This window comes from Streptomyces sp. LMG1-1-1.1, assembly GCF_040815545.1.
Classification (GTDB): Bacteria; Actinomycetota; Actinomycetes; order Streptomycetales; family Streptomycetaceae; genus Streptomyces.
The window spans coordinates 50,046-70,953 of sequence record NZ_JBFPNH010000023.1; the positions used below are offsets into that span (position 1 = coordinate 50,046).

Genomic DNA, 20,908 nt, shown 5'->3' on the forward strand with positions numbered 1-20,908 from the left:
ATAACGGGTCTGGTCCAAGCTTGTCGGTTCGTTCACCGTGCCGTTCCTCACCGGTCTCGTCCGGTCCACGCACCGGCGCGACCGTTTCCGTCATGAAGGTGATCGTCGTAGGAGCCGGCGTGGTGGGAACCATGCACGCCTGGCACGCAGTGGAACGCGGCCATGAGGTCGTACACATCGAGCGCGAAGCGGAGGCACGCGGGGCGTCCCTCCGTAACTTCGGGCAGATCTGGGTGAGCGGCCGCGCGGGCGGTGAGGAGCTCGACACCGCCCTGCGCGCCCGCGAACTGTGGGAGGGCATCGGCGCCCGCGTCCCGGAGCTCGGCTTCCGGGCCATCGGCTCCCTCACTCCCGTGCGGAACGCGCTGGAACTCGCCGTCGCCGAGGCCGCCCTCGCCAGGCCCGACGCCGCCGCCCGCGGCTACAAGCTGCTCACGGCCGGCGAGGCCCGCGCCGTCAACCCCGCCCTGCGCGGCGACTTCGAGGCCGCCCTCTGGTGCGAACGCGACGCCGCCGTCGAGCCCCGCCTCGCCCAGCTCGCCCTCCGTAAGGCCCTCCTGGCCACCGGGAAGTACACCTTCCTGCCGAACCGCGAGGTCCGCGACGTCATCGCCGGCGGTAGCGGAAGCAGCGGCGTCCGCGACGACCACGGCGACACCCACACCGGCGACGCCGTCGTCCTGTGCACCGGCGCCTGGCTCTCCGGCCTCGTCCGCGAGATCGCCGGCCCCGTACCCGTCCGCCGGGTCCGGCTCCAGATGATGCAGACCGAGCCCCTCGGCGAGGCGCTCACCACCTCCGTCGCCGACGCAGACTCCTTCCGCTACTACCCCGCCTACGCCTCCGAGGCCCTGGACTCCCTCCAGGCCGCGCAGCCGCAGGACCCGACCGCCGCCGCCCACAAGATGCAGCTCCTCATGGTGCAGCGCCTCGACGGCGGGCTGACCATCGGCGACACCCACGAATACGAGCACCCCTTCGCCTTCGACACCCTCGAAGACCCCTACGAGCACCTCACCCGCGTCGTCGAATCGTTCCTCGGCCGCCCGCTGCCGAAGATCCGCCGCCGCTGGGCCGGGGTGTACGCGCAGTGCACCGACACCAGCCGGGTCGTGCACCGCCAGCGGGTCGACGACGGCGTGTGGCTGGTGACCGGGCCCGGCGGCCGGGGCATGACCTGCTCGCCCGCCATCGCCGAGAAGACCGCGAACGAACTGGGCTGGTGAACCACATGAACAACCTGAACCTCGTCGTCCTCGACATGGCCGGCACGACCGTCGCCGACGGCGGCCTCGTCGAGCAGGCCTTCACCGCCGCCGCCGAGCGCCTCGGCGAAGACCCGGCCACGATGATCGACTACGTCCGCGCCACCATGGGCGAGTCCAAGATCTCCGTCTTCCGCCACCTCTTCGGCGGCGACGAGACCCGCGCCCAGCAGGCCAACCTCGCCTTCGAGGAGGCGTACGGCGAGCTCGTCGCCGGCGGCCTGATCGCCCCGATCCCCGGCGCCGCCGAGACGATCACCGCCCTGAAGGACCAGGGCAGGACCGTCGTCCTCACCACCGGATTCGCCCGGATCACCCAGGACGCCATCCTCGACGCCCTCGGCTGGAGCGACCTGGTCGACCTCACCCTCTGCCCGTCCGACGCGGGCGGCCGGGGCCGTCCGTACCCGGACATGGTCCTTGCCGCCCTCCTGCGCACCGGAGCCGTCGACGACGTCCGGCGGACCGTCGTCGCGGGCGACACCTCGTACGACATGCTCAGCGGGTCCCGTGCGGGCGCCGGGATCGTGGCGGGCGTCCTCACGGGGGCGCACGACGAGGCGGCGCTCGCCGAGCACGGCGCCACCCACGTCCTCGCCTCGATCGCCGGACTCCCCGCGCTGATACGGGAGTCCGAGGCATGACCAGCGGCATCCGCTTCGACGGCGTCACCGTCACCTACGGGAGCACCACCGTCCTCGACTCGCTCGACCTGACCGTCGAGTCCGGCGAGGTCATGGCGCTCCTCGGGCCCTCCGGCTCGGGCAAGACCACCGCCCTGAGGACCGTCGCCGGCTTCGTCCGGCCGGCCTCCGGACGGGTGTTCATCGGGGACCGCGACGTCACCGCGCTCCCGCCCTACCGGCGCGGCATCGGCATGGTCGTCCAGCAGTACGCCCTCTTCCCGCACCTGCGGGTCGACGCCAACGTCGCCTTCGGCCTGAAGGCCCGGAAGGCGCCGAAGGACGAGATCCCCGGCCGGGTCGCCGAGGCCCTGGAGATGACCGGCATGGCGGCCTACGCCCGGCGCTACCCCCGGGAGCTCTCCGGCGGCCAGCAGCAGCGCGTCGCCATCGCCCGCGCCCTCGCCATCCGGCCCCGCGTCCTCCTCCTGGACGAACCCCTCTCGGCGCTCGACGCCCAGCTGCGCTCCGGCATGCTCGCCGAACTCGCCCGGCTCCACCGCGAGTTGCCCGACGTGTCGATCCTGTACGTCACGCACGACCAGGTCGAGGCGCTCACCCTCGCCGACCGGATCGCCGTCATGGACAAGGCCCGCCTCCAGGACTGCGGCACCCCGCAGGACCTGTACCGCCGCCCCCGTACGGAGTTCACGGCGTCGTTCGTCGGCAACGCGAACCTGCTGCCGGTGACGGTGTCCACGGACGGCGTCACCTTCGACGGCACCCCGCTGAAGGTGCCGGCCCCCGAGGCCGCGCCCGGCGCCACCGCCACCCTGTGCGTCCGCCCCCACCTCGTCGGCCTCGGCGACGGTCCGAACGCGCTGCGCGGCCGGATCTCCGAGGTCCAGTGGCGCGGCTCCACCCACCGGCTGTACGTCGAGGTCGGCGGGCACCGGGTGAAGGCGGACGTCCGGGAGCTGCGGGAGACGCCGACGCTGGGCACGGAGGTCACGCTGCACTTCGCGCCCGAGGACGCGGTGCTGCTGGCCGCGGGGGTGAACGGTGGGTAGCGGGGCGCAGGGCCTCATGGAACGGCGGCCCGCACCGGAGCTCGCGCCCACCCGCTCCGCCGGCGCGGAACGCGTGCCGAAGGCCTCCGTCCCGCGCTGGGTCTGGGCCCTGCCGCCCGTCGCCGTCCTCGCCGTCGTCTTCCTCTACCCCCTCGCGCTGGTCGTCCAGGAGTCCCTCGCCCCCGGCGCGTACGCCGACGTGTTCGCGTCGGAGTCGTTCAGGGACGCGCTCGTCACGACGGTGTGGCTGGCGGTCGCGTCGACCGCCGGGTGCCTCGTCCTCGGCTTCGTCCTGGCCGTGGTGATCGCGTTCGTGCCGTTCCCCGGAGGAAAGGCGGTGTCGAAGTCCATCGACGTCTTCCTGTCCTTCCCGTCGTTCCTGATCACGCTCGCGCTGCTGTTCCTGTACGGGACGGTGGGGGTGGCGAACGGGGTGTGGACGGACCTGACGGGGGACGCGAGCGGGCCGTTCCGGTTCCTGAGCACGCCGTGGGGCGTCGTGCTCGCGGAGATCACGTACTTCACACCGTTCGTGATGCGCCCGCTGCTGGCCGCGTTCTCGCAGCTGGAGACCGCGCAGCTGGAGGTGGCCTCCTCGCTCGGCGCCCGGCCGCTCCGGATCGTCCGGCAGGTGATCCTGCCCGAGGCGCTGCCCGCGCTCGCGGCCGGCGGCAGCCTCGTCCTCGTCATGTGCCTCAACGAGTTCGGGATCGTCCTGTTCACCGGCGCCAAGGGGGTCACGACGCTCCCGATGCTCGTGTACGGCAAGGCCATCCTCGAATCGGACTACGCCGCCGCGTGTGTGGTCGCCGTCGTCAACGTCGCCCTGTCCGTGGGCCTCTACGTCCTCTACCGGGGGGTCAGCCGCCGTGCTGGTGCATAGCCGTACGGGCAAGTGGGCGGTGTGGGCCGGCTTCGCGGCCCTCTTCGTCCCGCTGTTCGCCCTGCCCCTGCTCGTCATCGTCGCCGCCTCGTTCTCCACCCACTGGTCCGGCGCCTTCCCCTCAGGACCCACCGCCGCGCACTACACCGCGGCCGTCCGCGGGGAGTCCCTGGAGGCGCTGACCACCAGCCTGGTCACGGCCGTCACCGCGAGCGTGGTCGCGCTGACCGTCGGCACCTGGGCCGCGCTCGCCGCCGCCGCGCTCGGGAAGAAGGGCAAGCGGGTCCTCGACGCCCTGTTCATGCTGCCGGTCGCCGTGCCGTCCGTGGTCGTCGGGCTCGCGGTGCTCGTCGCCTTCTCGCAGCCGCCGGTGCTCCTCAACGGCACGCGCTGGATCGTGATCCTCGCCCACACGGTGCTCGTCACGGCCTTCGCCCACCAGTCGGTCTCGGCCGCCATCCGCCGTCTCGACCCGATGTACGAGCAGGCCGCGGCCGGCCTCGGCGCCCGCCCCTCGTACGTCCTGTTCCGGGTGAAACTGCCGCTCCTGCTGCCGTCCCTCACCGCCGCCGTCGGACTCTGCTTCGCCCTCTCCATGGGCGAGCTGAGCGCCACGATGATGCTCTACCCGCCCGACTGGACGCCGCTGCCGGTCCTCGTCTTCACCTCCACCGACCGGGGCTCCCTGTTCACCGGCTCGGCGCTCGCCGTGGTCCTCATGGCCGCGACCCTGCTGGCCCTGCTCGCCGTCTCCCGCATCCGTACCAAGGCCTCGTACCGCTAGGTCCTGCCCGGACCGCCGGTCCCGCGAGTCCTGCTCCTACCGCTCGCACCACTCGTACCGCTCGCACCGCTCGTACCCGCTAGGAGAGAACAACGTTATGCGCACGTACGCCAAGCCGATCGCCGCCGTCACCGGCGCGCTCGCCCTCGCCACCACCCTCACCGCCTGCGGCGGCTCCTCCGCCGCCTCCGACGAGAAGATCGTCACCGTCTACAGCGCCGACGGCCTCAAGGGCGAGGCGGGCGACGGCTGGTACGACAAGGTGTTCGCCGACTTCGAGAAGGAGACCGGCATCAAGGTCAAGTACGTCGAGGGCGGCTCCGGCGAGATGGTGCAGCGCGCCCTCCGCGAGAAGAGCAACACCCAGGCCGACGTCATCGTGACCCTGCCGCCCTTCATCCAGCAGGCCGACTCCAAGGGCCTGCTCCAGTCGTACGCGCCCAAGGGCGCCGACCAGGTCGACGGCGGCGACAAGGCCGACGACGGCAAGTGGATCTCCGTCGTCAACAACTACTTCGGCTTCGTCCACAACAAGAAGGAGCTCCCGGCCGCCCCGAAGACCTGGGAGGAGCTCCTCGACGCCAAGTACAAGGACAAGCTCCAGTACTCCACCCCGGGTGTCGCCGGCGACGGCACCGCCGTCCTCATCAAGGCCATGCACGACTTCGGCGGCCAGGGGCCGGCCATGGCCTACCTGAAGAAGCTCCAGGCCAACAACGTCGGCCCGTCGTCCTCCACCTCCAAGCTCGCCCCCAAGACCGACAAGGGCGAACTCCTCGTCGCCAACGGCGACGTCCAGATGAACTTCGCCCAGGCCAAGTCCATGCCGAACCTCGGCATCTGGTTCCCCGCCAAGGACGGCGGCAAGCCGACCACCTTCGCCCTGCCGTACGCCGCCGGCCTGGTGAACAAGGCCCCGCACACCGAGAACGGCAGGAAGCTCCTGGACTTCATGCTGAGCGAGCGGGCCCAGCGCGAGGTCAGCGCCATCGGCGGCGGCTTCCCCGCCCGCAAGGACGTCAAGCCGACCGACGCCAACGCCATCGAACTCGCCAAGCTGATGGACGGCGTCGAGATCTTCGAGCCGGACTGGTCCGACATCGACAAGAACCTCACGACGTACGTCGACGCGTGGAAGTCCGCGACCGGCAGCTGACCGGAAGCTACCCGCAGCCGACCGGCAGCCGACCCGCAGCCGACCGGAAGTCGATCCGAAGCCGATCCGAAGCCGATCGGAATCCGATCGGAAGCCAAGAGTTAACCGTACGACCCTGGAACACCCCCCGCATATCGCGGAAAGATAACGGGTACGGACCAACGCCCCTGAGAGATCGGGGGCGTTGGCGTGTGTTCGCTCCCCGTCACCCCCCTACGGAGGACTCCGACATGCCGATCACCGGCATCTCCCGCCGCACCGTGCTCGCCGCCGCGGGCGCCACCGCCGCCGTCGCCGCGACCGGACTCGTGGCCGCCCCCGCCGCCCAGGCCGCTGTCACCGCCCCGACGCTCCCGAACGGCACCAGCAAGGACAAGGTGCTGTTCGTCGGCATGGACGGCCTGCGCCACGACCGGATCGACGCGGCCCAGGCGCCCACCCTCAAGTCCCTGATGGCGACCGGCACCTACGGCTGCTCGCTGCTCTACGCCAACCCGATGGCCGCGACCTCCTCCGGCCCCGGCTGGTCCACGATCTCCACGGGTGTCTGGCCCGACAAGCACGGCGTGAAGGACAACACCTTCACCGGCAAGAACTACGGCCGCTACCCCGGCTTCCTCGCCCGGCTGAACCAGGTCCGCCCCGAACTCTCGCTGTTCGCCGCCGTCGACTGGCCGGAACTCGACATCCACGGCACCGTCACCCCCGGCGCCGACGCCAAGCTCGTCTACGACAACAACTACGCGGTCAACGACCTCGTCATCACCGACATCACCGAGGACGTCCTCCGCAACCAGAACCCCGACGTCCTCTTCGTCTACTTCGGCGAGAGCGACGAGATCGGCCACGCCTACGGCGCCGCCAGCCCCAAGTACACCGACGCCATCGACGTCCAGGACGGCTACCTCGGCCGGCTCGTCGCCGCGATCAAGGCCCGCCCGTCGTACTCCACCGAGCGGTGGACGGTCATCGTCGCCACCGACCACGGCCACACCGACGGCGGCGGCCACGGCGGCTCCAGCATCGAGGAACGCCGCACCTTCGTCCTCGCCCAGGGCCCCGGCATCGCCGCCGGCGCCCGCCCCATCGACACCCGGCTCGTCGACGTCGCCCCCACCGTCTTCCAGCAGCTCGGCATCGTCCCCGCCCCGGCCTGGGGCCTCGACGGCAAGCCGATCCAGCTCCGCTCCACCGACCCCTTCGACGCCCTCTACCCGACCCTCTCCGGCCGCGTCGACGAGACCGGCATCCCCACCGGGATCCTCGGCTTCACCCACACCGCGCCCAGCGGCTGGTCCGTCGTCAACAACGCCATGGGCACCGGCGGCATGAGCGAATGGCGCGGCTGGTCCTTCGCCACCGACGAGTTCTGGTCCCGGACCCAGCGCGACCAGTCCCGCGAGCTCAACGTCCGCGCCCGGGGCGTCTTCGCTGTCGCCGACTCCGACGAGTGGGCCGACAAGTCCTTCTCCGGCCCGTACGACTCGACCCTCGTCACCCCGGCGTACAGCGTCACCGGCGCGTCCACCGTGACCCTCGACTTCACCACCCTCTACCGCCAGGAGGGCGCCCAGAGCGCCCAGGTCCTGGCGAGCTTCAACGGCGGCACGCCGACGGTCGTACGGAGCTACACCGCCGACGTCCTCTCCCAGCCGCAGTCCCTCGCCGTCGCCGTCCCCGCCGGCGCCTCCAGCGTGAGCTTCCGCTTCCGCTACACCGGCGCCAACAACTGGTACTGGACGATCGACGGGGTCAAGGTCACCACATCCTGATTACGCTGGGGGCGTCGCCACAGCGCTGTCGCGGCGCCCCCAGCACACCGCACGTTTGTACGGCAGGAGTCCCGCACCCATGGCAGAGCGCAAGCCGATCGAATCCTGGCTGACCGACATGGACGGCGTCCTCATCCACGAGGGCGTGCCGATCCCCGGCGCCGACGCGTTCATCAAGAAGCTGCGGGAGACCGGGAAGCCCTTCCTGGTCCTCACCAACAACTCGATGTACACCGCCCGCGACCTGCACGCCCGCCTCGCCCGGATGGGCCTCGAAGTCCCCGTCGAGAACATCTGGACCTCGGCGCTCGCCACCGCCAAGTTCCTCGACGACCAGCGCCCCGGCGGCACCGCGTACGTCATCGGCGAGGCCGGCCTCACCACCGCGCTGCACGACATCGGCTACGTCCTCACTGACCACTCCCCGGACTACGTGGTCCTCGGCGAGACCCGGACGTACTCCTTCGAGGCGATGACCAAGGCCGTCCGCCTCATCAACGCCGGCGCCCGCTTCATCTGCACCAACCCCGACGAGACCGGCCCCTCCCTCGAAGGCCCCCTCCCCGCCACCGGCTCCGTCGCCGCGCTCATCACGAAGGCCACCGGCAAGGAGCCCTACTTCGCGGGCAAGCCGAACCCCCTCATGATGCGCACCGGGCTCAACGCGATCGGCGCCCACTCCGAGTCCAGCGCCATGATCGGCGACCGCATGGACACCGACATCCTCGCCGGCCTCGAAGCGGGCATGCAGACCTTCCTGGTCCTCACCGGCCTGACCAGCCAGGCCGAGATCGACCGCTTCCCGTTCCGCCCGTCCAAGATCGTCGACTCGATCGCGGACATCGTCGACCGCGTCTGACCCGCCCCCGCGCCGACCCCTGCGGATGCGAAGAGCGCCGATCCGGGTGACCCTGCCAGTACCAGGAGGTCACGATGCGTTCAGGTCCCATTGCTCTCCGTGCCGCAGGGGCGGCGCTCGTACTCGTGCTGGCACCCACCGCCGGCAGCGCGTACGCCCACGACGGGGTGCGGGTCACCGTCACCCCGCCCACCGCCTCACCCGGCGCCGACGTCGACGTCCGCGTCCACGGCTGCAAGGGCACCACCGGTGCCGCCAAGTCCCCGGCGTTCGTCGCCGACGCGGAGCTCACCGGCCGTGACGGCGGCAAGAACCAGCTCTTCGGCGACACCACCGTCAGGTCGGGCCTCGAAGACGGCACCTACAAGGTCAGCGTGACCTGCGACGGGCACGACCACCCGGACGTCGGCACCCTGCAGGTCCGCCGCGACCAGCCCACCCACCGCCCGACCCACCAGCCGACGCACCAGCCCACCCACCAGCCGACGCACCACGCGAGCCCCGTCGCCCCCGTCCGCGCCGGCGGCGGCGGCACCGCCGCCTTCGCCGCCCCGGCCGCCCCCGGCGTCGCCCAGACCGCCGGCGACAGCGGCCTCGGCACCCCGTACACCCTGCTCGGCCTCGGCATGGCCGCGCTCGCCGCCGTCGCCGTCGCCTTCCGCAGCTCCCGCCGCCGCACCGCCGGACCCGCCACCGGCCCCGGCAGCACCGAGCAGTGACCATGTCGCCCGGAACCCGCCCGGCGGGCACCGGGCGACTCGTCACCGGCGTGGCCTGGGCCCTGCTCCTGCTCGGCCTCTGGCTCTGGGGCCGCGACATCACCGAGGGCCCCGGCGGCCTCTCCGCCCCCACCACCGGCGACATCGCCGCGGTCGGCCGCCCCCTCGGCGTCGCGCTCCCCCCGGCCCGCGACCCCCTCCCCGCCGTCGAACCCCGCCGCGTCGAGATCCCCTCCCTCGGCATCACCGCCCCCGTCGTCGCCCGCGGCCTCGACAGCACCGGCGCCATCGATCCGCCGCCCTTCGAGATGGCCCACACCGTCGGCTGGTTCGGCCCCGGTACCCGTCCCGGCGCCGCCGGAGCCGCCCTCCTCGTCGGCCACGTCGACACCGAGACCCGCCCCGCCGTCTTCTACGGCCTCAGCGCCGCCCGACCCGGCGCCAAGGTCCTCGTCACCCGTACGGACGGCTCCCGCGCCGAATTCACCGTCGACGACGTCCAGGTCTTCCCCCGCGACCACTTCGACCCCACCAAGGCCTACGGCCCTCGCGACCCCCACCGCTCCGAACTCCGCCTCATCACCTGCGGCGGCACCTTCGACCCCACCTCCCACACCTACACCGCCAACGTCGTAATCTCCGCCTACCTAACCGGCCCCTGACCCCTACCGGTCCTTGCCCCCTACCGGTCCTTGACCCCGAGGGCCCCTGAGACCCCGAGGGGGCCTGCGCCCCTACCGGGCCTGCGCCCCCGGCCCCCTGGCGGGCCTGGGCCCCGCGCCCCTACCGGGCCCACACCCCTACCGGGTCCGCGCCCCCGCCCCCTGTCGGGCCTGGCCCCGCGCCCCCCTGTCGGGCCCGGCCCCGCGCCTCTACCGGGCCCGCCCCCCCCGCCCCGCTTGTCGGGCCTGGGCCCCGCGCCCCTACCGGGCCCGCGCCGCACCCCCGCCCCCTGGCGGGCCTGGGCCCCTCGCCCCCCCGTTTCTCGACCTGCGCCGCGCCCCACCGCTGAGCCTGCGCCCCCTACCGGGCCCGCACTCTGCCCCCGCTGCCGAGCCTGCGCCCCGCCCCGCTGCTGAGCCTGCGCCCCGCTCCCTCCGGTTGTCGGCCCCCAGGGTTGTGGCCCCGCCCCTGTCGGTCGTGGGCCCCACCGCCCCGCCCCCCTGGCGGGCCTGCACCCCGCATCCTCCGGTCGCCCACCCGGCCCCGGGTTGTGGCCGCCCGCCGATGTGGCCCCGCTCCGCGGTGTGGCTTGGCGGTCGTGGGCCCCGCCCGCCCCTCCCCCGGATGTGGCCTGCCGGGCGTGGCCCCCCGGTTGCGGCACCCCGGTCGTGGGCCCCGCCCCCTCGGTTGTGCCCCCCGGTGGCAGGTCCCGCCCCTCGGTTGTGCCGCCCCGGTCGTGGGCCCCGCCCTCCCGGTTGTGCCCCCCCGCGCGTAGGTCCCGCCCCTCGGTTGTGCCCGCCCGGTCGTGGGCCCGCCCCTCGGTTGTGCCCCCCCGCGCGTAGGTCCCGCCCCTCGGTTGTGGGACCCCGCGCGTAGGTCCGGCCCCTCGGTCGTGCCCGCCCCGGTTGCGGGCCCCGCCCCCCGGTTGTGGGACCCCGCGCGTAGGCCCCGCCCCCGGTTGTGCTCGCCCCCGGTCGTGGCTCGCCCCCGGGTTGTGGCCCCGCCCCGCCCGGTTGTGGGCAACTGTTCCGCAAGGGCGGAACGGGTGGGCACAACCCGACCACGGCGATCAGCCGCCCCCCGTCTGTAACCCGGGCCACCTGGTGGGGGCGCTGGTCAGAGGTCTGGGCCTGGTGGGCGTCGTAGGTGCGGGGAGCCTAGGCCCGGCAGGGGGCGCCGTCCGTTGTGCCCACCCGTTCCGCCCCAGCGGAACGATTGCCCACAACGGGGCGGTCGGGGGACGGGTCGTCTGTGGGCGCACGACGGAGGTGGGCGGGAGTGGGCGTCCCTGGGTGCCACGGGGGCCGCCGGGAGGGTGGCCGCTGGCCTGGCGGAGCGGCGGCCCGCGGCGGGGGCGCTGGCCTGGCGGAGCGGTGGCCCGCGGCGGGGGCGCTGGCCTGGCGGAGCGGTGGCCCGGGGCGGGGTGCCGGCTTGGCGGAGCGGTGGCCCGGGGCGGGGTGCCGGCTTGGCGGAGCGGTGGCCCGGGCGGGACGCTGGCCTGGTGGAGCGATGGCCCGCAAGAGGGCACCGGCCTGGTGGAGCGGTGGCCTGCGGCGGGGACGCCGACCTGGCCGAGTTGACGGAGGTGGCGACGGCCGCGGGGCGTGAGGCGCTGTTCGTGTTGTACGGCATTCCGAACAGGGATTGCGGTCTGTATTCGGCGGGCGGTGCGGCGGACGGCGCGGCGGACGGGGTGTGGGTGGACGCGGTGGCGCGGTGGCGCGGTGGCGCGGGGGATCGGCGGGCGGGGGGCGACGGTCGTGTGGGAGCCGGACGCGGTGATGCACGGGGTGGACGGCTGTCCGGAGGGCCGGCACCACGTGGAGCGGTACGAGCTGCGGAAGGCGGCGGTGCGGAGGCTGAAGCGGCAGTCGGCGACGACGGTCTGTCTGGACGCGGGCAACGAGGGCTGGGGGGAAGTCGGCGGATCTGAGGCTGCCGCTGCGGGAGGCGGGGATCGCAGAGGCGGACGGCTTCGCGGTGAACGTCTCGAACTACCGGACGACCGAGGCGGGCATCGCGTATGGGAAGCAGCTGTCGGCCCTGGTGGGCGGCAAGCCCTTCGTGATCGACACCGGCAGGAACGGAAACGGCCCGTACGCGGAGGGCGACCCGGCGCAGAGCTGGTGCAATCCGCCCGGCCGGGCCCTCGGCGTGCCGCCGACGCGCGACACCGGTGATCCGCTGGTCGCGGCGTACCTGTGGATCAAGAGGCCCGGGGAGTCGGACGGGGAGTGCGGGGGGCGGCCCGTAGGCGGGGGAGTGTTCGATGCCTACGCCCTGGAACTGGCCCGTAACGCCCGGTAGTTCACTCGGCGCAGGGAATGACTGTGGCCCCTCACCATCGGTGAGGGGCCACAGTCTCGCGTGCGCCGCCAGGGACTCGAACCCCGGACCCGCTGATTAAGAGTCAGCTGCTCTAACCAACTGAGCTAGCGGCGCCTGCTGACAGAGAGAACTCTACCTGACCTGAAGGCGTGCTCCTGACCAATACCGGTCGCCCCCGGCCTGTCGGATGGTCGTATCAGGGCTTCAATCCGTCAAAATGCGATTTGTCCAGACAGTTGAGACACTGGCGCCCGAAACAAGGGTCAAAAAGATCTTGACGAGTGTGGAGGGGAATCGCATGAGCGTGCCGGTCTTCGAGGAGTTCGAGCCAGCGGCCGACTGCGGCTGCCCGGGCTGCGCCCAGTACCGCCGTGACCTCGCGCTGGGCCTGCCCGTCCGGGCCGGCGGTCACCCGGCCGCGCACGGTGCCCGCCGCGCGCTGGTGCTGGTGACGGCGGCGGGAGTGGTCCTGGGCGGGGGCGGGGCCGGCGTGGCCGCCGCCTTCCCGCGCCCGGCGGAGCCCGCCGCCCCGGTGGGACCGTTCACCCCGGCGGACGCGGCGGACGCGGTGAGCACCGCGGACGCGGGGAGCGCCGCGGGCACCGCCGTCATCACGGACGACGCCGCCTCCGGTGACGCGACGGCGGTCGACTCGGCGGTCCTGCGGGAGGCGGCCGAGCCCGGGGTCACGCCCTGGCCGGGGCCCGAGACCCCGCAGGGCGGGCGGGGGCCGCTGCACGGAGCGCCGGGGTCCGGCGCCCAGTCGGGGCCGAACCCGCCCACCGACCCGGTCTCGAACCCGAACCCGGACGCGACCCCGACGACCAGTCAGATCTCGACGGGCTCGCTGCGGCAGACGAGCCGGGCCGACATCATCAACCGCGCCAAGCTGTGGGTGGCCGCGCAGGTCCCGTACTCCATGGAGAAGTACTGGTCGGACGGCTACCGTCAGGACTGCTCCGGCTACATCTCGATGGCCTGGAACCTCCGCAGCAACGAGTGGACCGGCAGCCTCGACCGCTTCGCCGACCGGATCGACCGCACCGAGCTCCAGCCCGGCGACATCCTGCTCTTCCACAACCCGGCCAACCCGACCCGCGGCTCGCACGTCACGATCTTCGGCGGTTGGACCGACTACACCCACACCTCCTACATCGCGTACGAGCAGACCAAGCCGCGCACGCGGAAGCAGGCGACGCCCATGGCGTACTGGGAGAACTCCGACCGGTACGTGGCCTACCGCTACAAGGGCGTGGTCAGCGGCGGCACGACCGGCGGCGGCGCGACCGCGACGCCGACGCCGTACCCCGGCGCGGCGAAGTTCGGCCCCGGCGCCGACAACGCGTACGTCACCCAGCTCGGGAAGCTCCTCGTCGACCGCGGCGGCAAGAAGTACTACAGCAAGGGACCCGGCCCGAAGTGGGGCGAGGCCGACCGCCGGGCGACCCAGGCGTTCCAGCTGGCGCAGGGCTGGAAGGGCAGGGAGGCGGACGGTCTTCCCGGCCCCGAGACGTGGAAGCTCCTCGTGACCGGCGGGGGCAGGGGCATCGGCGGATCGGGTGGTTCGAGCGGTCCGAGCACGAATGCGACGGGGTTTCCTGGGCGTGGCTACTTCCGTCCGGGTCAATCCAACGCATATGTGGAGAAGCTGGGCAAACAACTGGTGAAGCGGGGCTTCGGCAAGCACTACCTGTCGGGACCCGGTCCGCGCTGGACGGAGGCGGACCGTCGCAACGTCGAGGCGTTCCAGCGGGCACAGGGCTGGCGCGGCGGAGCGGCCGACGGCTACCCGGGCCCGGAGACCTGGCGGCGTTTGTTCCGATGACCCCGAGAACATGAGGTGGACCCGAATGACCGCATCGACCCCGAACCCCGCGGACTCCGGCGCGGCCGCCTCCCGTGACGCGGCCCGCACGGCCAGACGCCTCACCAACGGCGCCCTCCCCCGCACCTCCCCCCCGACGCCCACCGAACCCCCATCCCCCCTCGCCTCCACCGACGCCCCCGCCGCCGCCGATTCCGGGGCGGATGCCGGCGGGGCAGCACCAGCTGCGGACACGGGGTCTCCGGCGGCCGACGGCGCCACCGGACCCGGGGCCCTCGCCCCCGACCACCCGGCCGCGTCCGGCGCTCCGGCATCAGGCGAAGCCCCCGCGAGACCCGCGCCGGCACCGGTCCCGACCCTGGCACCGGTCCCGACCCTGGCACCGGTCCCGACCCTGGCACCGGTCCCGACCCTGGCACCGGCATCTCGGGGAGCCTCCACGGCTCCGGCTTTCCACCCCGCCGCCCAACTCGCCGCCTCCGCACCGCGGGCAGCGGAACCCGTGCCCACCAAGCCGCAGGAAGCGGACGGTGCGGCAGCCTCCGTGACGCTGACCAAGGAGGCGATCAAGGAGACGGCTAAGGAGACGGCCAAGGAGACGGCCAAGGAGCCGATCAAGGCGGCGGCCAAGGAGTCGATCACGGAGACCGCCAAGGGGACCGCCAAGGAGACGGGCCCGGGTCCGCTCCGAGCTTCGGCATCGGCTCCGCCCTCGGGTTCCGCCGTGCTCACGGCCGCGCCCGAGGGCGGGATCGCCACCCGCAAGTCGGCGGAGGTCTTCGCGTCCGCCGCCGTACGGACCGGTGGCACGCCGGCGATTCCGGTGGCCACCACCATCACCGGCACCGCCACGGAAACCGAGACCGAGACCGAGACCGGGACCGGGACCGGGACCGGGACCGGGACCAGCAGCGGAACCGCCACCGCTACGGCCACCGCCACCGCCGCAGCCACCGGAACCGCCAACGCCCACGCCACGGCCCACGCCACCGCCACGGCCACCACCCACGCCACCAACACCCACGCCACCAACACCACCACCCACCCCGCAACCCATGACCGCGTCCCCGACTTCGGGCGGATCGCCGGTGCGGGGGTCGGTGTCGTGGCCGTGCCCGTGGCGGCGGTGGTGAGGGTGGCGCGGCGGAAGAACGTGATCGGGGCGGAGACGACCGGGTCGATTCCGGTGCATCTGCTGTTCCGGGACGAGCCGGAGGGTGCTGTTCCGACGAGGGTGGGTGACGACGGGGGGCCCGACACCGTCGCGATGGCGGCGCCCGTGCCGCCGAACGGCTCGGCCGCGTCGAAGAGCAAGTCGAGGCCCGCGATTCCGGCCCCGTCGAAGGTGCAGTCGCCGGGCGCTCTGGCAGTCGAACAGGCCGCGCAGGCCAGGCAGACCGCGCAGGCCTGGCAGGCCGAGCAGGCCGGGCAGGCGAAGCAGGGCAAGCCGGCCAAGCAGTCCAGGCAGCCCAAGTCGGTCAAGCAGCCCCGGCAACCCCAGCAGCCACAGTCCCCGCAGGGCGTACGGAAGTCCCGGCAGGGCGGTGCCGTGTCGGGTTCGCGGCCCGCGCCGACGGCGGATCCGGGGCTGGTGGAGCGGCCGGGGCCGGTGTTGCCCGGGTGGGTCGGGGTGGCGGCCGGGGCGTTGGCGGTGGCCGGGTCGGCGGCGGTGGTGTGGTGGACGGGGGCGGTGCCGGAGGAGGCGGCGCGGATGCTGCGGCTGCCGGTGCGGCCGTACAACGGGATTCATCTGGGGCAGTGGGCGCTGCTGGCGCTCGGTGTCGTGGCGACGCTGTTCGCGCTCGGCGGTCTCGGCCGGGGGCGGGTCGGCTACGCGTGGGTGCTGACGTTGTTCGGCGACTACCGGGGAACCGTCCGGCGCACCGGTCTGGTGTGGGTGAGCCCGCTGCTGCTGCGGCGCAGGGTGGACGTCAGGCTCCGGCACTGGAGGAGCGAGCCGCTGTCGGCGGTGGACGCCAAGGGGACGGCCCTCGACGTGGTGGTCCTGGTGGTGTGGCGGGTGCGCGACACGGTCCGGGCGGCGCTGGGGGTCGACGGGCACGAGGAGTATCTGCGGGAGCAGGTGGAGGCGGCGATGGCGCGGGTGCTGTCGCAGCTGCCGGCGGACGCGTTCCATGAGGACGCGCCGACGCTCCGGGACGCGGAGGCGGTCGGGGAGGCGCTGACGCGGATGCTGTCGGCGGAGTGCGCTCCGGTCGGGGTGGACGTGTTCTCGGCGCAGCCGACGAGGATCGAGTACGCCCCGGAGGTCGCGGCGGCGATGCAGCGGCGGCGGATCGCGGCGATCGACGCGAAGCACCGGGACAGTGTCCTGACGTCGGTGGTGGACGCGGTGGACGACGTGGTCCACCGGCTGACCAGTCGTGGTCTGGTGGAGCTGGACGACTACGAGCGCAAGGCGCTGGTCAAGGACCTGACGGTGGCGTTCTACACGGGCCGGACGGCTCCGGTCGAGGGTGCGTGAAGGGATGGACATGTTCAACTTCCGTCCATACCTTGGTACTTGGTCCAGACCAAAGTAAGTCACCCGCAAGACCGCACGCGTGCAGCACGACCCAACGGAACTCCCCACGTTCTCCTGGAGCGACAGCATGCGCAACAAGTCAGTCGGGGCGGCGGTGGTGGCGCTCGGCGTCGCCGGCGTCACCCTGCTCGGTACCGGTAGTGCCGGCAGCCACGGGTACACCGACTCGCCGATCAGCCGCCAGAAGCTCTGCGCCAACGGCACCGTGACCAACTGCGGCCCCATCCAGTGGGAGCCGCAGTCGGTCGAGGGCCCGAAGGGGTTCCCGGCCGCCGGTCCCGCCGACGGCAGGATCTGCTCGGCCGGGCTCACGCAGTTCGCCCAGCTCGACGACCCCCGGGGCGGCGCCTGGCCGGCGACGAGTCTCACGGCGGGGCAGAGCTACAGCTTCCGCTGGCAGTTCACGGCCCGGCACCGCACCACCGACTTCAAGTACTACATCACCAGGAACGGCTGGGATCCGAGTCAGAAACTGACCCGGGCCGCGCTCGACCCCCAGCCGTTCCTGACCGTCCCCTACAACAACCAGCAGCCGCCGGCGACGCTCTCGCACTCCGGGACCATCCCGACGGGCAAGACGGGCCGTCACCTGATCCTGGCGGTGTGGACGATCGCGGACACCGCGAACGCGTTCTACGCCTGCTCGGACGTCAAATTCTGACCGGTCGGCCGGTCGGGAGCCGTCGCGGTCCGGCCGGTCGCCGGGCCGCGGCCGTTCAGTTCTGACGATACGTCAGTTACAGTCCGGCCCATGAGGGGTGCGGACACCGTCGCGGAGCTCGTACGGCGCCAATGGGGCGACCATCGGATCGGCCTGAGGGACGAGCACCACACCCTCACCCACCACCAGGTCGCCGCCGGCGCCGCCGCGCGGGCCGCACTGCTCGTGGACCTGATGCCACCCGTGCCGGGGGGCGAGCCGCACCTCGGCATCCTGCTCGACAACACGCCGGAGTACCCGCTCTGGCTCAGCGCGGCGGCCCTCGCGGGGGCCGCCGTCGCCGGGATCAACCCGACCCGGCGCGGCGCCGAACTCGCCCGGGACATCCGGCACACCGCGTGCCGGGTCCTGGTCACCCAACGCGCCCACCTACCCCTCCTCGACGGGCTCCCGCTGCCGGGCGTACGCGTCCTGGTCACGGACACCGACGCCTACCGGGACCTCCTCGCGCCCTACGCCGGCGCCCGCCCCGGAGACGCGGCCCTCGGTCCCGTACGCCCCGACAGCCGCTTCCTGCTCTCCTTCACCTCCGGTTCCACGGGCGCACCCAAGGCCGCGCTCTGCAGCCAGGGGCGGCTCGCGGCCGCCGGGACCTCGCTCGTCTCCCACTTCGGCGTCGGCAGGGACGACGTCCACTACGTCTGCATGCCGATGTTCCACGGCAACGCCGTGATCGCCGACTGGGCGCCCGCGCTCGCCGCCGGCGCCGGTGTCGCCCTGCGGGCCCGCTTCTCGGCCTCCCGCTTCCTGCCCGACGTACGCCGCTTCGGCGCCACCTACTTCACCTACGTGGGCCGGGCCGTCCAGTACCTGCTCGCCACCCCGCCCGCCCCCGACGACCGCACGCACCCGCTGCGCCTCGGCTTCGGGACCGAGGCGGGGGCGGTCGACGCGGCCCGCTTCCGGGAACGCTTCGGGGTCCCGCTCGTGGAGGGGTACGGCTCCTCCGAGGGCGGCGCGGCGATCCAGCGGACCCCTGACACCCCGGCCGGGGCGATCGGCCGGGCGGCGCCGGGCGACGACCTGGCGGTGATCGACGCCGAGACGGGCGAGGTCTGCGCACCGGCCCGCTTCTCGCCCACCGGCCTGCTCCTCAACACCTCTGAAGCCGTCGGGGAACTCGTCAACCGGGGCCGCTCGCCCTTCGAGGGCTACTGGCGCAACCCCGAGGCCGAGGCAGCCCGGCTGCGCGACGGGTGGTACTGGACGGGCGACCTGTTCTACCGGGACGCCGACGGCTTCCTCTACTTCGCGGGCCGTACGGACGACCGGCTGCGGGTCGACAGCGAGAACCTGGCGGCGGCGATGATCGAGCACATCCTCGCCCGCTGGGACCGGGCCGCCGGGGTCGCCGTCTACGCGGTACCGGACCCGGTCGCGGGCGACCAGGTCATGGCGGCGCTCGCCCTGCGCGAGGGTGCGGACTTCGACCCCGCGGCCTTCGCCGACTTCCTCGCCGCCCAGCCGGACCTGGGCACGAAGATGCCGCCGCGCTTCGTCCGGGTCCTGCCCGAACTGCCCCTCACCGCGACCAACAAGGTCCATCGCGTGGGCCTGCGCCGAGCCTCCTTCCTCTGCCCGGACCCCGTCTGGTGGCGCCCCGCCCCCGACGCCCCCTACGAGCCCCTGACCGGGGCCGCGCTCGACGCACTCCATGCCCACTACGCGCGACACGGCCGCCCCCAGGCCTACCCGTAGGGGCGGGGGTAGGGCCTGCCCCACCCCCGCCGCACCCTCCAGGCCCATGGCCCCGTCCGGGCGTCCCGCCTACCGTGGGCGGACATGGAACCCCGTAACCCCTGGCAGGCACTGACCCGGCCCCGCTTCCCGCTCGGCGTCTGGCCGTGGCGGGCCGCCGGGTATCTGGCGACCGGCGCGCTGGTCGGCGCGGCCGTCTGCCTGCTGTTCGTGGTCCTCGGGGTGTTCTCGCTGCTCCTGGTCGGGCTGCCGCTGCTGCTGCTCTCCGGGCCCGCGGTCGGCGGGATCGAGCGGTGGCGGCTGCGCCTCGCGGACCGGGACCCGGCGCCCGACCCGCACCGGGTGCCCACCGCCCCCGGGCTCGGCGCGTGGCTCCGGCTGCGGGCGGGGGAGCAGGCCACCTGGCGGGAGCTCGCGTACGCCCTCCTGCTCGCGACCGTGCTGTGGCCGCTCGACCTGCTCGTGCTCGGCGTCGGCGTCGGACTGCCCGTCGCGCTGTTCGCGGCCCCGGTCCGGTACGCGCTGGACGGGGCGGAGACGAAGGTCGTCAAGGCGTATCTGGTGACCTCCTATCCCGAGGCCTTCGCCGCCGCTCTCCTCGGCGCCGTGCTCCTGGTGGCCCTCGCCTACCCCCTCGCGGCCTTCGCCGGGGCCCGCGCCGCCCTCGCCCGCGCACTGCTCAGCCCCAGGGAGACCGGAAGGGAGGACGGGATCGGCGAGGTCATCGCCTCGCGGGCCCGTCTCGTCGACGCCTTCGAGGCGGAGCGGCGCCGCATCGAGCGGGATCTCCACGACGGGGCCCAGCAACGCCTGGTCGCCCTCACCATGACCCTCGGTCTGGCACGGCTCGACGCCCCGCCGGGCCCGCTCGCCGGGCAGCTGGCGAAGGCGCACGCGGAGGCCGGGCAGGTCCTCACCGAGCTGCGCGAGCTGATCCACGGCATCCACCCCCAGGTCCTCGCCGACTACGGCCTCGGTGCGGCGCTCGCCGACGCCGCCGACCGCTCCGCCGTGCCCGTCGCCACCGACATCGAGCTGCCCCGGCTGCCGGTGAGCGTGGAGAGCGCCGGCTACTTCGCGGGCTGCGAGGCGCTCGCGAACATCGGCAAGCACAGCGGGGCGACCCGGGCGGCGATCACCGCCCGGCACGCGGGCGGCGTGCTGCGGCTCGACGTCGAGGACGACGGGCGGGGCGCGGCGGACCCGGCCCGGGGCAGCGGACTCACCGGACTCGCCGACCGGATCGCGGTCCTCGATGGCACACTGACGATCATGAGCCCGCCGGGCGGGCCGACCCTGCTCCGAGTGGAGATCCCGTGCCGACCGCTCCCCGCAAGCTCCGTGTCGTCCTCGCCGAGGACAGCGTCCTCCTCCGGGAGGGACTCATAGGGCTCCTGGCCCGTTTCGGCCACGAGGTCGTCGCCGCCGTCGGTGACGCGGACGGACTGCGCGAGGCGGTCGCCGCGCACGCGCCGGACATCGTGGTGACCGACGTCCGGATGCCGCCCGGCTTCCAGGACGAGGGACTGCGCGCCGCGGTCGCGCTCCGCGCCGAGCGGCCCGGCCTGCCGGTGCTCGTCCTCAGCCAGTACGTGCAGCGCAGCTACGCCGCCGACCTCCTCGACTCGGGCGACGGCACCGGCGTCGGCTACCTCCTGAAGGACCGGGTGGGGCAGGTCGAGGAGTTCGTCGAGGCCCTCGCCCAGGTCGCGGACGGCGGGACGGTCGTCGACTCCGAGGTCGTACGGCAGCTGCTGCGCCGCCACCGGGACCCCCTCGGTGCGCTGACCCCGCGCGAGCGGGAGGTCCTCGGCCTGGTCGCGGAGGGCCACTCGAACGCGGAGATCGCCCGGCGCCTGGTGGTGACCGAGGCCGCCGTCGGCAAGCACATCGGGAACATCCTGGCGAAGCTCGGCCTGCCGCCGGCGGAGGACACCCACCGCCGGGTGCTCGCCGTCCTCACCTACCTCCGGGCCTGACGGGCGACGGCCGGAGGG

17 protein-coding genes and 1 tRNA gene are annotated in these 20,908 nt (G+C 73.4%); 17 read left to right on the top strand and 1 reads right to left on the bottom strand.

The genetic code is table 11. The annotated features are described in order from the left end of the window. Window positions 1–92 precede the first annotated feature (92 nt). From MRBLMG1_RS13610 to MRBLMG1_RS37315, 11 genes are all read left to right on the top strand, one after another. Window positions 93–1,226, top strand: a complete 1,134-nt coding sequence (locus tag MRBLMG1_RS13610; protein WP_367824035.1) for a TIGR03364 family FAD-dependent oxidoreductase — start codon at window positions 93–95, stop codon at window positions 1,224–1,226. Window positions 1,227–1,231: 5 nt separating this feature from the next. After that, entirely contained in the window at window positions 1,232–1,909 is a 678-nt protein-coding gene (locus MRBLMG1_RS13615; protein WP_367824037.1) for a phosphonatase-like hydrolase, read from the top strand. Further along, window positions 1,906–2,958 (top strand): ABC transporter ATP-binding protein, encoded by a 1,053-nt coding sequence (locus MRBLMG1_RS13620; protein ID WP_367824039.1) that lies wholly within the window; start codon window positions 1,906–1,908, stop codon window positions 2,956–2,958. Before MRBLMG1_RS13615 ends, MRBLMG1_RS13620 begins: the two co-directional genes overlap by 4 nt. Window positions 2,959–2,974: 16 nt before the next feature. Then, window positions 2,975–3,841 carry a 2-aminoethylphosphonate ABC transporter permease subunit gene (locus tag MRBLMG1_RS13625; RefSeq protein ID WP_367824040.1) on the top strand — a complete coding sequence of 289 codons (867 nt, stop codon included), beginning with the start codon at window positions 2,975–2,977 and terminating at the stop codon, window positions 3,839–3,841. Then, a complete protein-coding gene (locus MRBLMG1_RS13630; protein ID WP_367824042.1) occupies window positions 3,828–4,625 on the top strand; it encodes an ABC transporter permease in 798 nt (265 codons plus the stop codon). Before MRBLMG1_RS13625 ends, MRBLMG1_RS13630 begins: the two co-directional genes overlap by 14 nt. 97 nt (window positions 4,626–4,722) lie before the next feature. After that, window positions 4,723–5,781, top strand: a complete 1,059-nt coding sequence (locus tag MRBLMG1_RS13635) for a 2-aminoethylphosphonate ABC transporter substrate-binding protein (RefSeq protein ID WP_367824044.1) — start codon at window positions 4,723–4,725, stop codon at window positions 5,779–5,781. Window positions 5,782–6,011: 230 nt separating this feature from the next. Further along, window positions 6,012–7,553, top strand: a complete 1,542-nt coding sequence (locus MRBLMG1_RS13640; RefSeq protein WP_367824046.1) for an alkaline phosphatase family protein — start codon at window positions 6,012–6,014, stop codon at window positions 7,551–7,553. A 79-nt stretch (window positions 7,554–7,632) separates the two neighbouring features. After that, window positions 7,633–8,412: an HAD-IIA family hydrolase gene (locus MRBLMG1_RS13645; protein ID WP_367824048.1), complete on the top strand. Its 780-nt coding sequence runs from the start codon at window positions 7,633–7,635 to the stop codon at window positions 8,410–8,412. Between the two features lie 74 nt (window positions 8,413–8,486). After that, complete coding sequence (locus MRBLMG1_RS13650; RefSeq protein WP_367824050.1) at window positions 8,487–9,131, top strand: hypothetical protein; 645 nt, start codon at window positions 8,487–8,489, stop codon at window positions 9,129–9,131. A 2-nt stretch (window positions 9,132–9,133) separates the two neighbouring features. Next, entirely contained in the window at window positions 9,134–9,793 is a 660-nt protein-coding gene (locus tag MRBLMG1_RS13655) for a class F sortase (RefSeq protein WP_367824052.1), read from the top strand. Window positions 9,794–11,774: 1,981 nt separating this feature from the next. Further along, the gene (locus MRBLMG1_RS37315; protein ID WP_414721577.1) at window positions 11,775–12,101 is read left to right on the top strand and encodes a glycoside hydrolase family 6 protein; all 327 of its coding nucleotides are present in this window, start codon (window positions 11,775–11,777) and stop codon (window positions 12,099–12,101) included. 61 nt (window positions 12,102–12,162) lie between these two features. Here the strand turns inward: MRBLMG1_RS37315 and MRBLMG1_RS13665 are convergent. Beyond that, window positions 12,163–12,236, bottom strand: a tRNA-Lys gene (locus MRBLMG1_RS13665). A 184-nt stretch (window positions 12,237–12,420) separates the two neighbouring features. Here MRBLMG1_RS13665 and MRBLMG1_RS13670 point away from each other — a divergent pair. The 6 genes from MRBLMG1_RS13670 (at window position 12,421) to MRBLMG1_RS13695 (ending at window position 20,890) form a co-directional block, all read left to right on the top strand. Further along, on the top strand, window positions 12,421–13,947 hold the full coding sequence (locus tag MRBLMG1_RS13670) for a peptidoglycan-binding protein (RefSeq protein WP_367824054.1): 1,527 nt from the start codon (window positions 12,421–12,423) through the stop codon (window positions 13,945–13,947). A gap of 544 nt (window positions 13,948–14,491) precedes the next feature. Further along, window positions 14,492–16,432, top strand: a complete 1,941-nt coding sequence (locus tag MRBLMG1_RS13675; protein ID WP_367824056.1) for an SPFH domain-containing protein — start codon at window positions 14,492–14,494, stop codon at window positions 16,430–16,432. Window positions 16,433–16,559: 127 nt separating this feature from the next. Further along, on the top strand, window positions 16,560–17,153 hold the full coding sequence (locus MRBLMG1_RS13680; protein ID WP_367824058.1) for a lytic polysaccharide monooxygenase auxiliary activity family 9 protein: 594 nt from the start codon (window positions 16,560–16,562) through the stop codon (window positions 17,151–17,153). Between the two features lie 90 nt (window positions 17,154–17,243). Further along, the gene (locus MRBLMG1_RS13685) at window positions 17,244–18,911 is read left to right on the top strand and encodes an AMP-binding protein (RefSeq protein ID WP_367824060.1); all 1,668 of its coding nucleotides are present in this window, start codon (window positions 17,244–17,246) and stop codon (window positions 18,909–18,911) included. An 84-nt stretch (window positions 18,912–18,995) separates the two neighbouring features. Continuing rightward, window positions 18,996–20,300, top strand: a complete 1,305-nt coding sequence (locus tag MRBLMG1_RS13690) for a sensor histidine kinase (RefSeq protein ID WP_367824062.1) — start codon at window positions 18,996–18,998, stop codon at window positions 20,298–20,300. After that, a complete protein-coding gene (locus tag MRBLMG1_RS13695) occupies window positions 20,228–20,890 on the top strand; it encodes a LuxR C-terminal-related transcriptional regulator (protein WP_367824064.1) in 663 nt (220 codons plus the stop codon). The genes MRBLMG1_RS13690 and MRBLMG1_RS13695 overlap by 73 nt, the downstream gene beginning before the upstream one ends. Window positions 20,891–20,908 lie beyond the last annotated feature (18 nt).

Excerpts from the sequence above, each read along its gene's own strand:
- MRBLMG1_RS13690 (WP_367824062.1), top strand. The coding sequence starts at position 18,996 with ATGGAACCCCGTAACCCCTGGCAGGCACTGACCCGGCCCCGCTTCCCG.
- MRBLMG1_RS13645 (WP_367824048.1), top strand. The coding sequence starts at position 7,633 with ATGGCAGAGCGCAAGCCGATCGAATCCTGGCTGACCGACATGGACGGC.
- MRBLMG1_RS13620 (WP_367824039.1), top strand. The coding sequence starts at position 1,906 with ATGACCAGCGGCATCCGCTTCGACGGCGTCACCGTCACCTACGGGAGC.
- MRBLMG1_RS13615 (WP_367824037.1), top strand. The coding sequence starts at position 1,232 with ATGAACAACCTGAACCTCGTCGTCCTCGACATGGCCGGCACGACCGTC.
- MRBLMG1_RS13635 (WP_367824044.1), top strand. The coding sequence starts at position 4,723 with ATGCGCACGTACGCCAAGCCGATCGCCGCCGTCACCGGCGCGCTCGCC.
- MRBLMG1_RS13680 (WP_367824058.1), top strand. The coding sequence starts at position 16,560 with ATGCGCAACAAGTCAGTCGGGGCGGCGGTGGTGGCGCTCGGCGTCGCC.
- MRBLMG1_RS13685 (WP_367824060.1), top strand. The coding sequence starts at position 17,244 with ATGAGGGGTGCGGACACCGTCGCGGAGCTCGTACGGCGCCAATGGGGC.
- MRBLMG1_RS13650 (WP_367824050.1), top strand. The coding sequence starts at position 8,487 with ATGCGTTCAGGTCCCATTGCTCTCCGTGCCGCAGGGGCGGCGCTCGTA.
- MRBLMG1_RS13610 (WP_367824035.1), top strand. The coding sequence starts at position 93 with ATGAAGGTGATCGTCGTAGGAGCCGGCGTGGTGGGAACCATGCACGCC.
- MRBLMG1_RS13655 (WP_367824052.1), top strand. The coding sequence starts at position 9,134 with ATGTCGCCCGGAACCCGCCCGGCGGGCACCGGGCGACTCGTCACCGGC.
- MRBLMG1_RS13625 (WP_367824040.1), top strand. The coding sequence starts at position 2,975 with ATGGAACGGCGGCCCGCACCGGAGCTCGCGCCCACCCGCTCCGCCGGC.
- MRBLMG1_RS13670 (WP_367824054.1), top strand. The coding sequence starts at position 12,421 with ATGAGCGTGCCGGTCTTCGAGGAGTTCGAGCCAGCGGCCGACTGCGGC.
- MRBLMG1_RS13640 (WP_367824046.1), top strand. The coding sequence starts at position 6,012 with ATGCCGATCACCGGCATCTCCCGCCGCACCGTGCTCGCCGCCGCGGGC.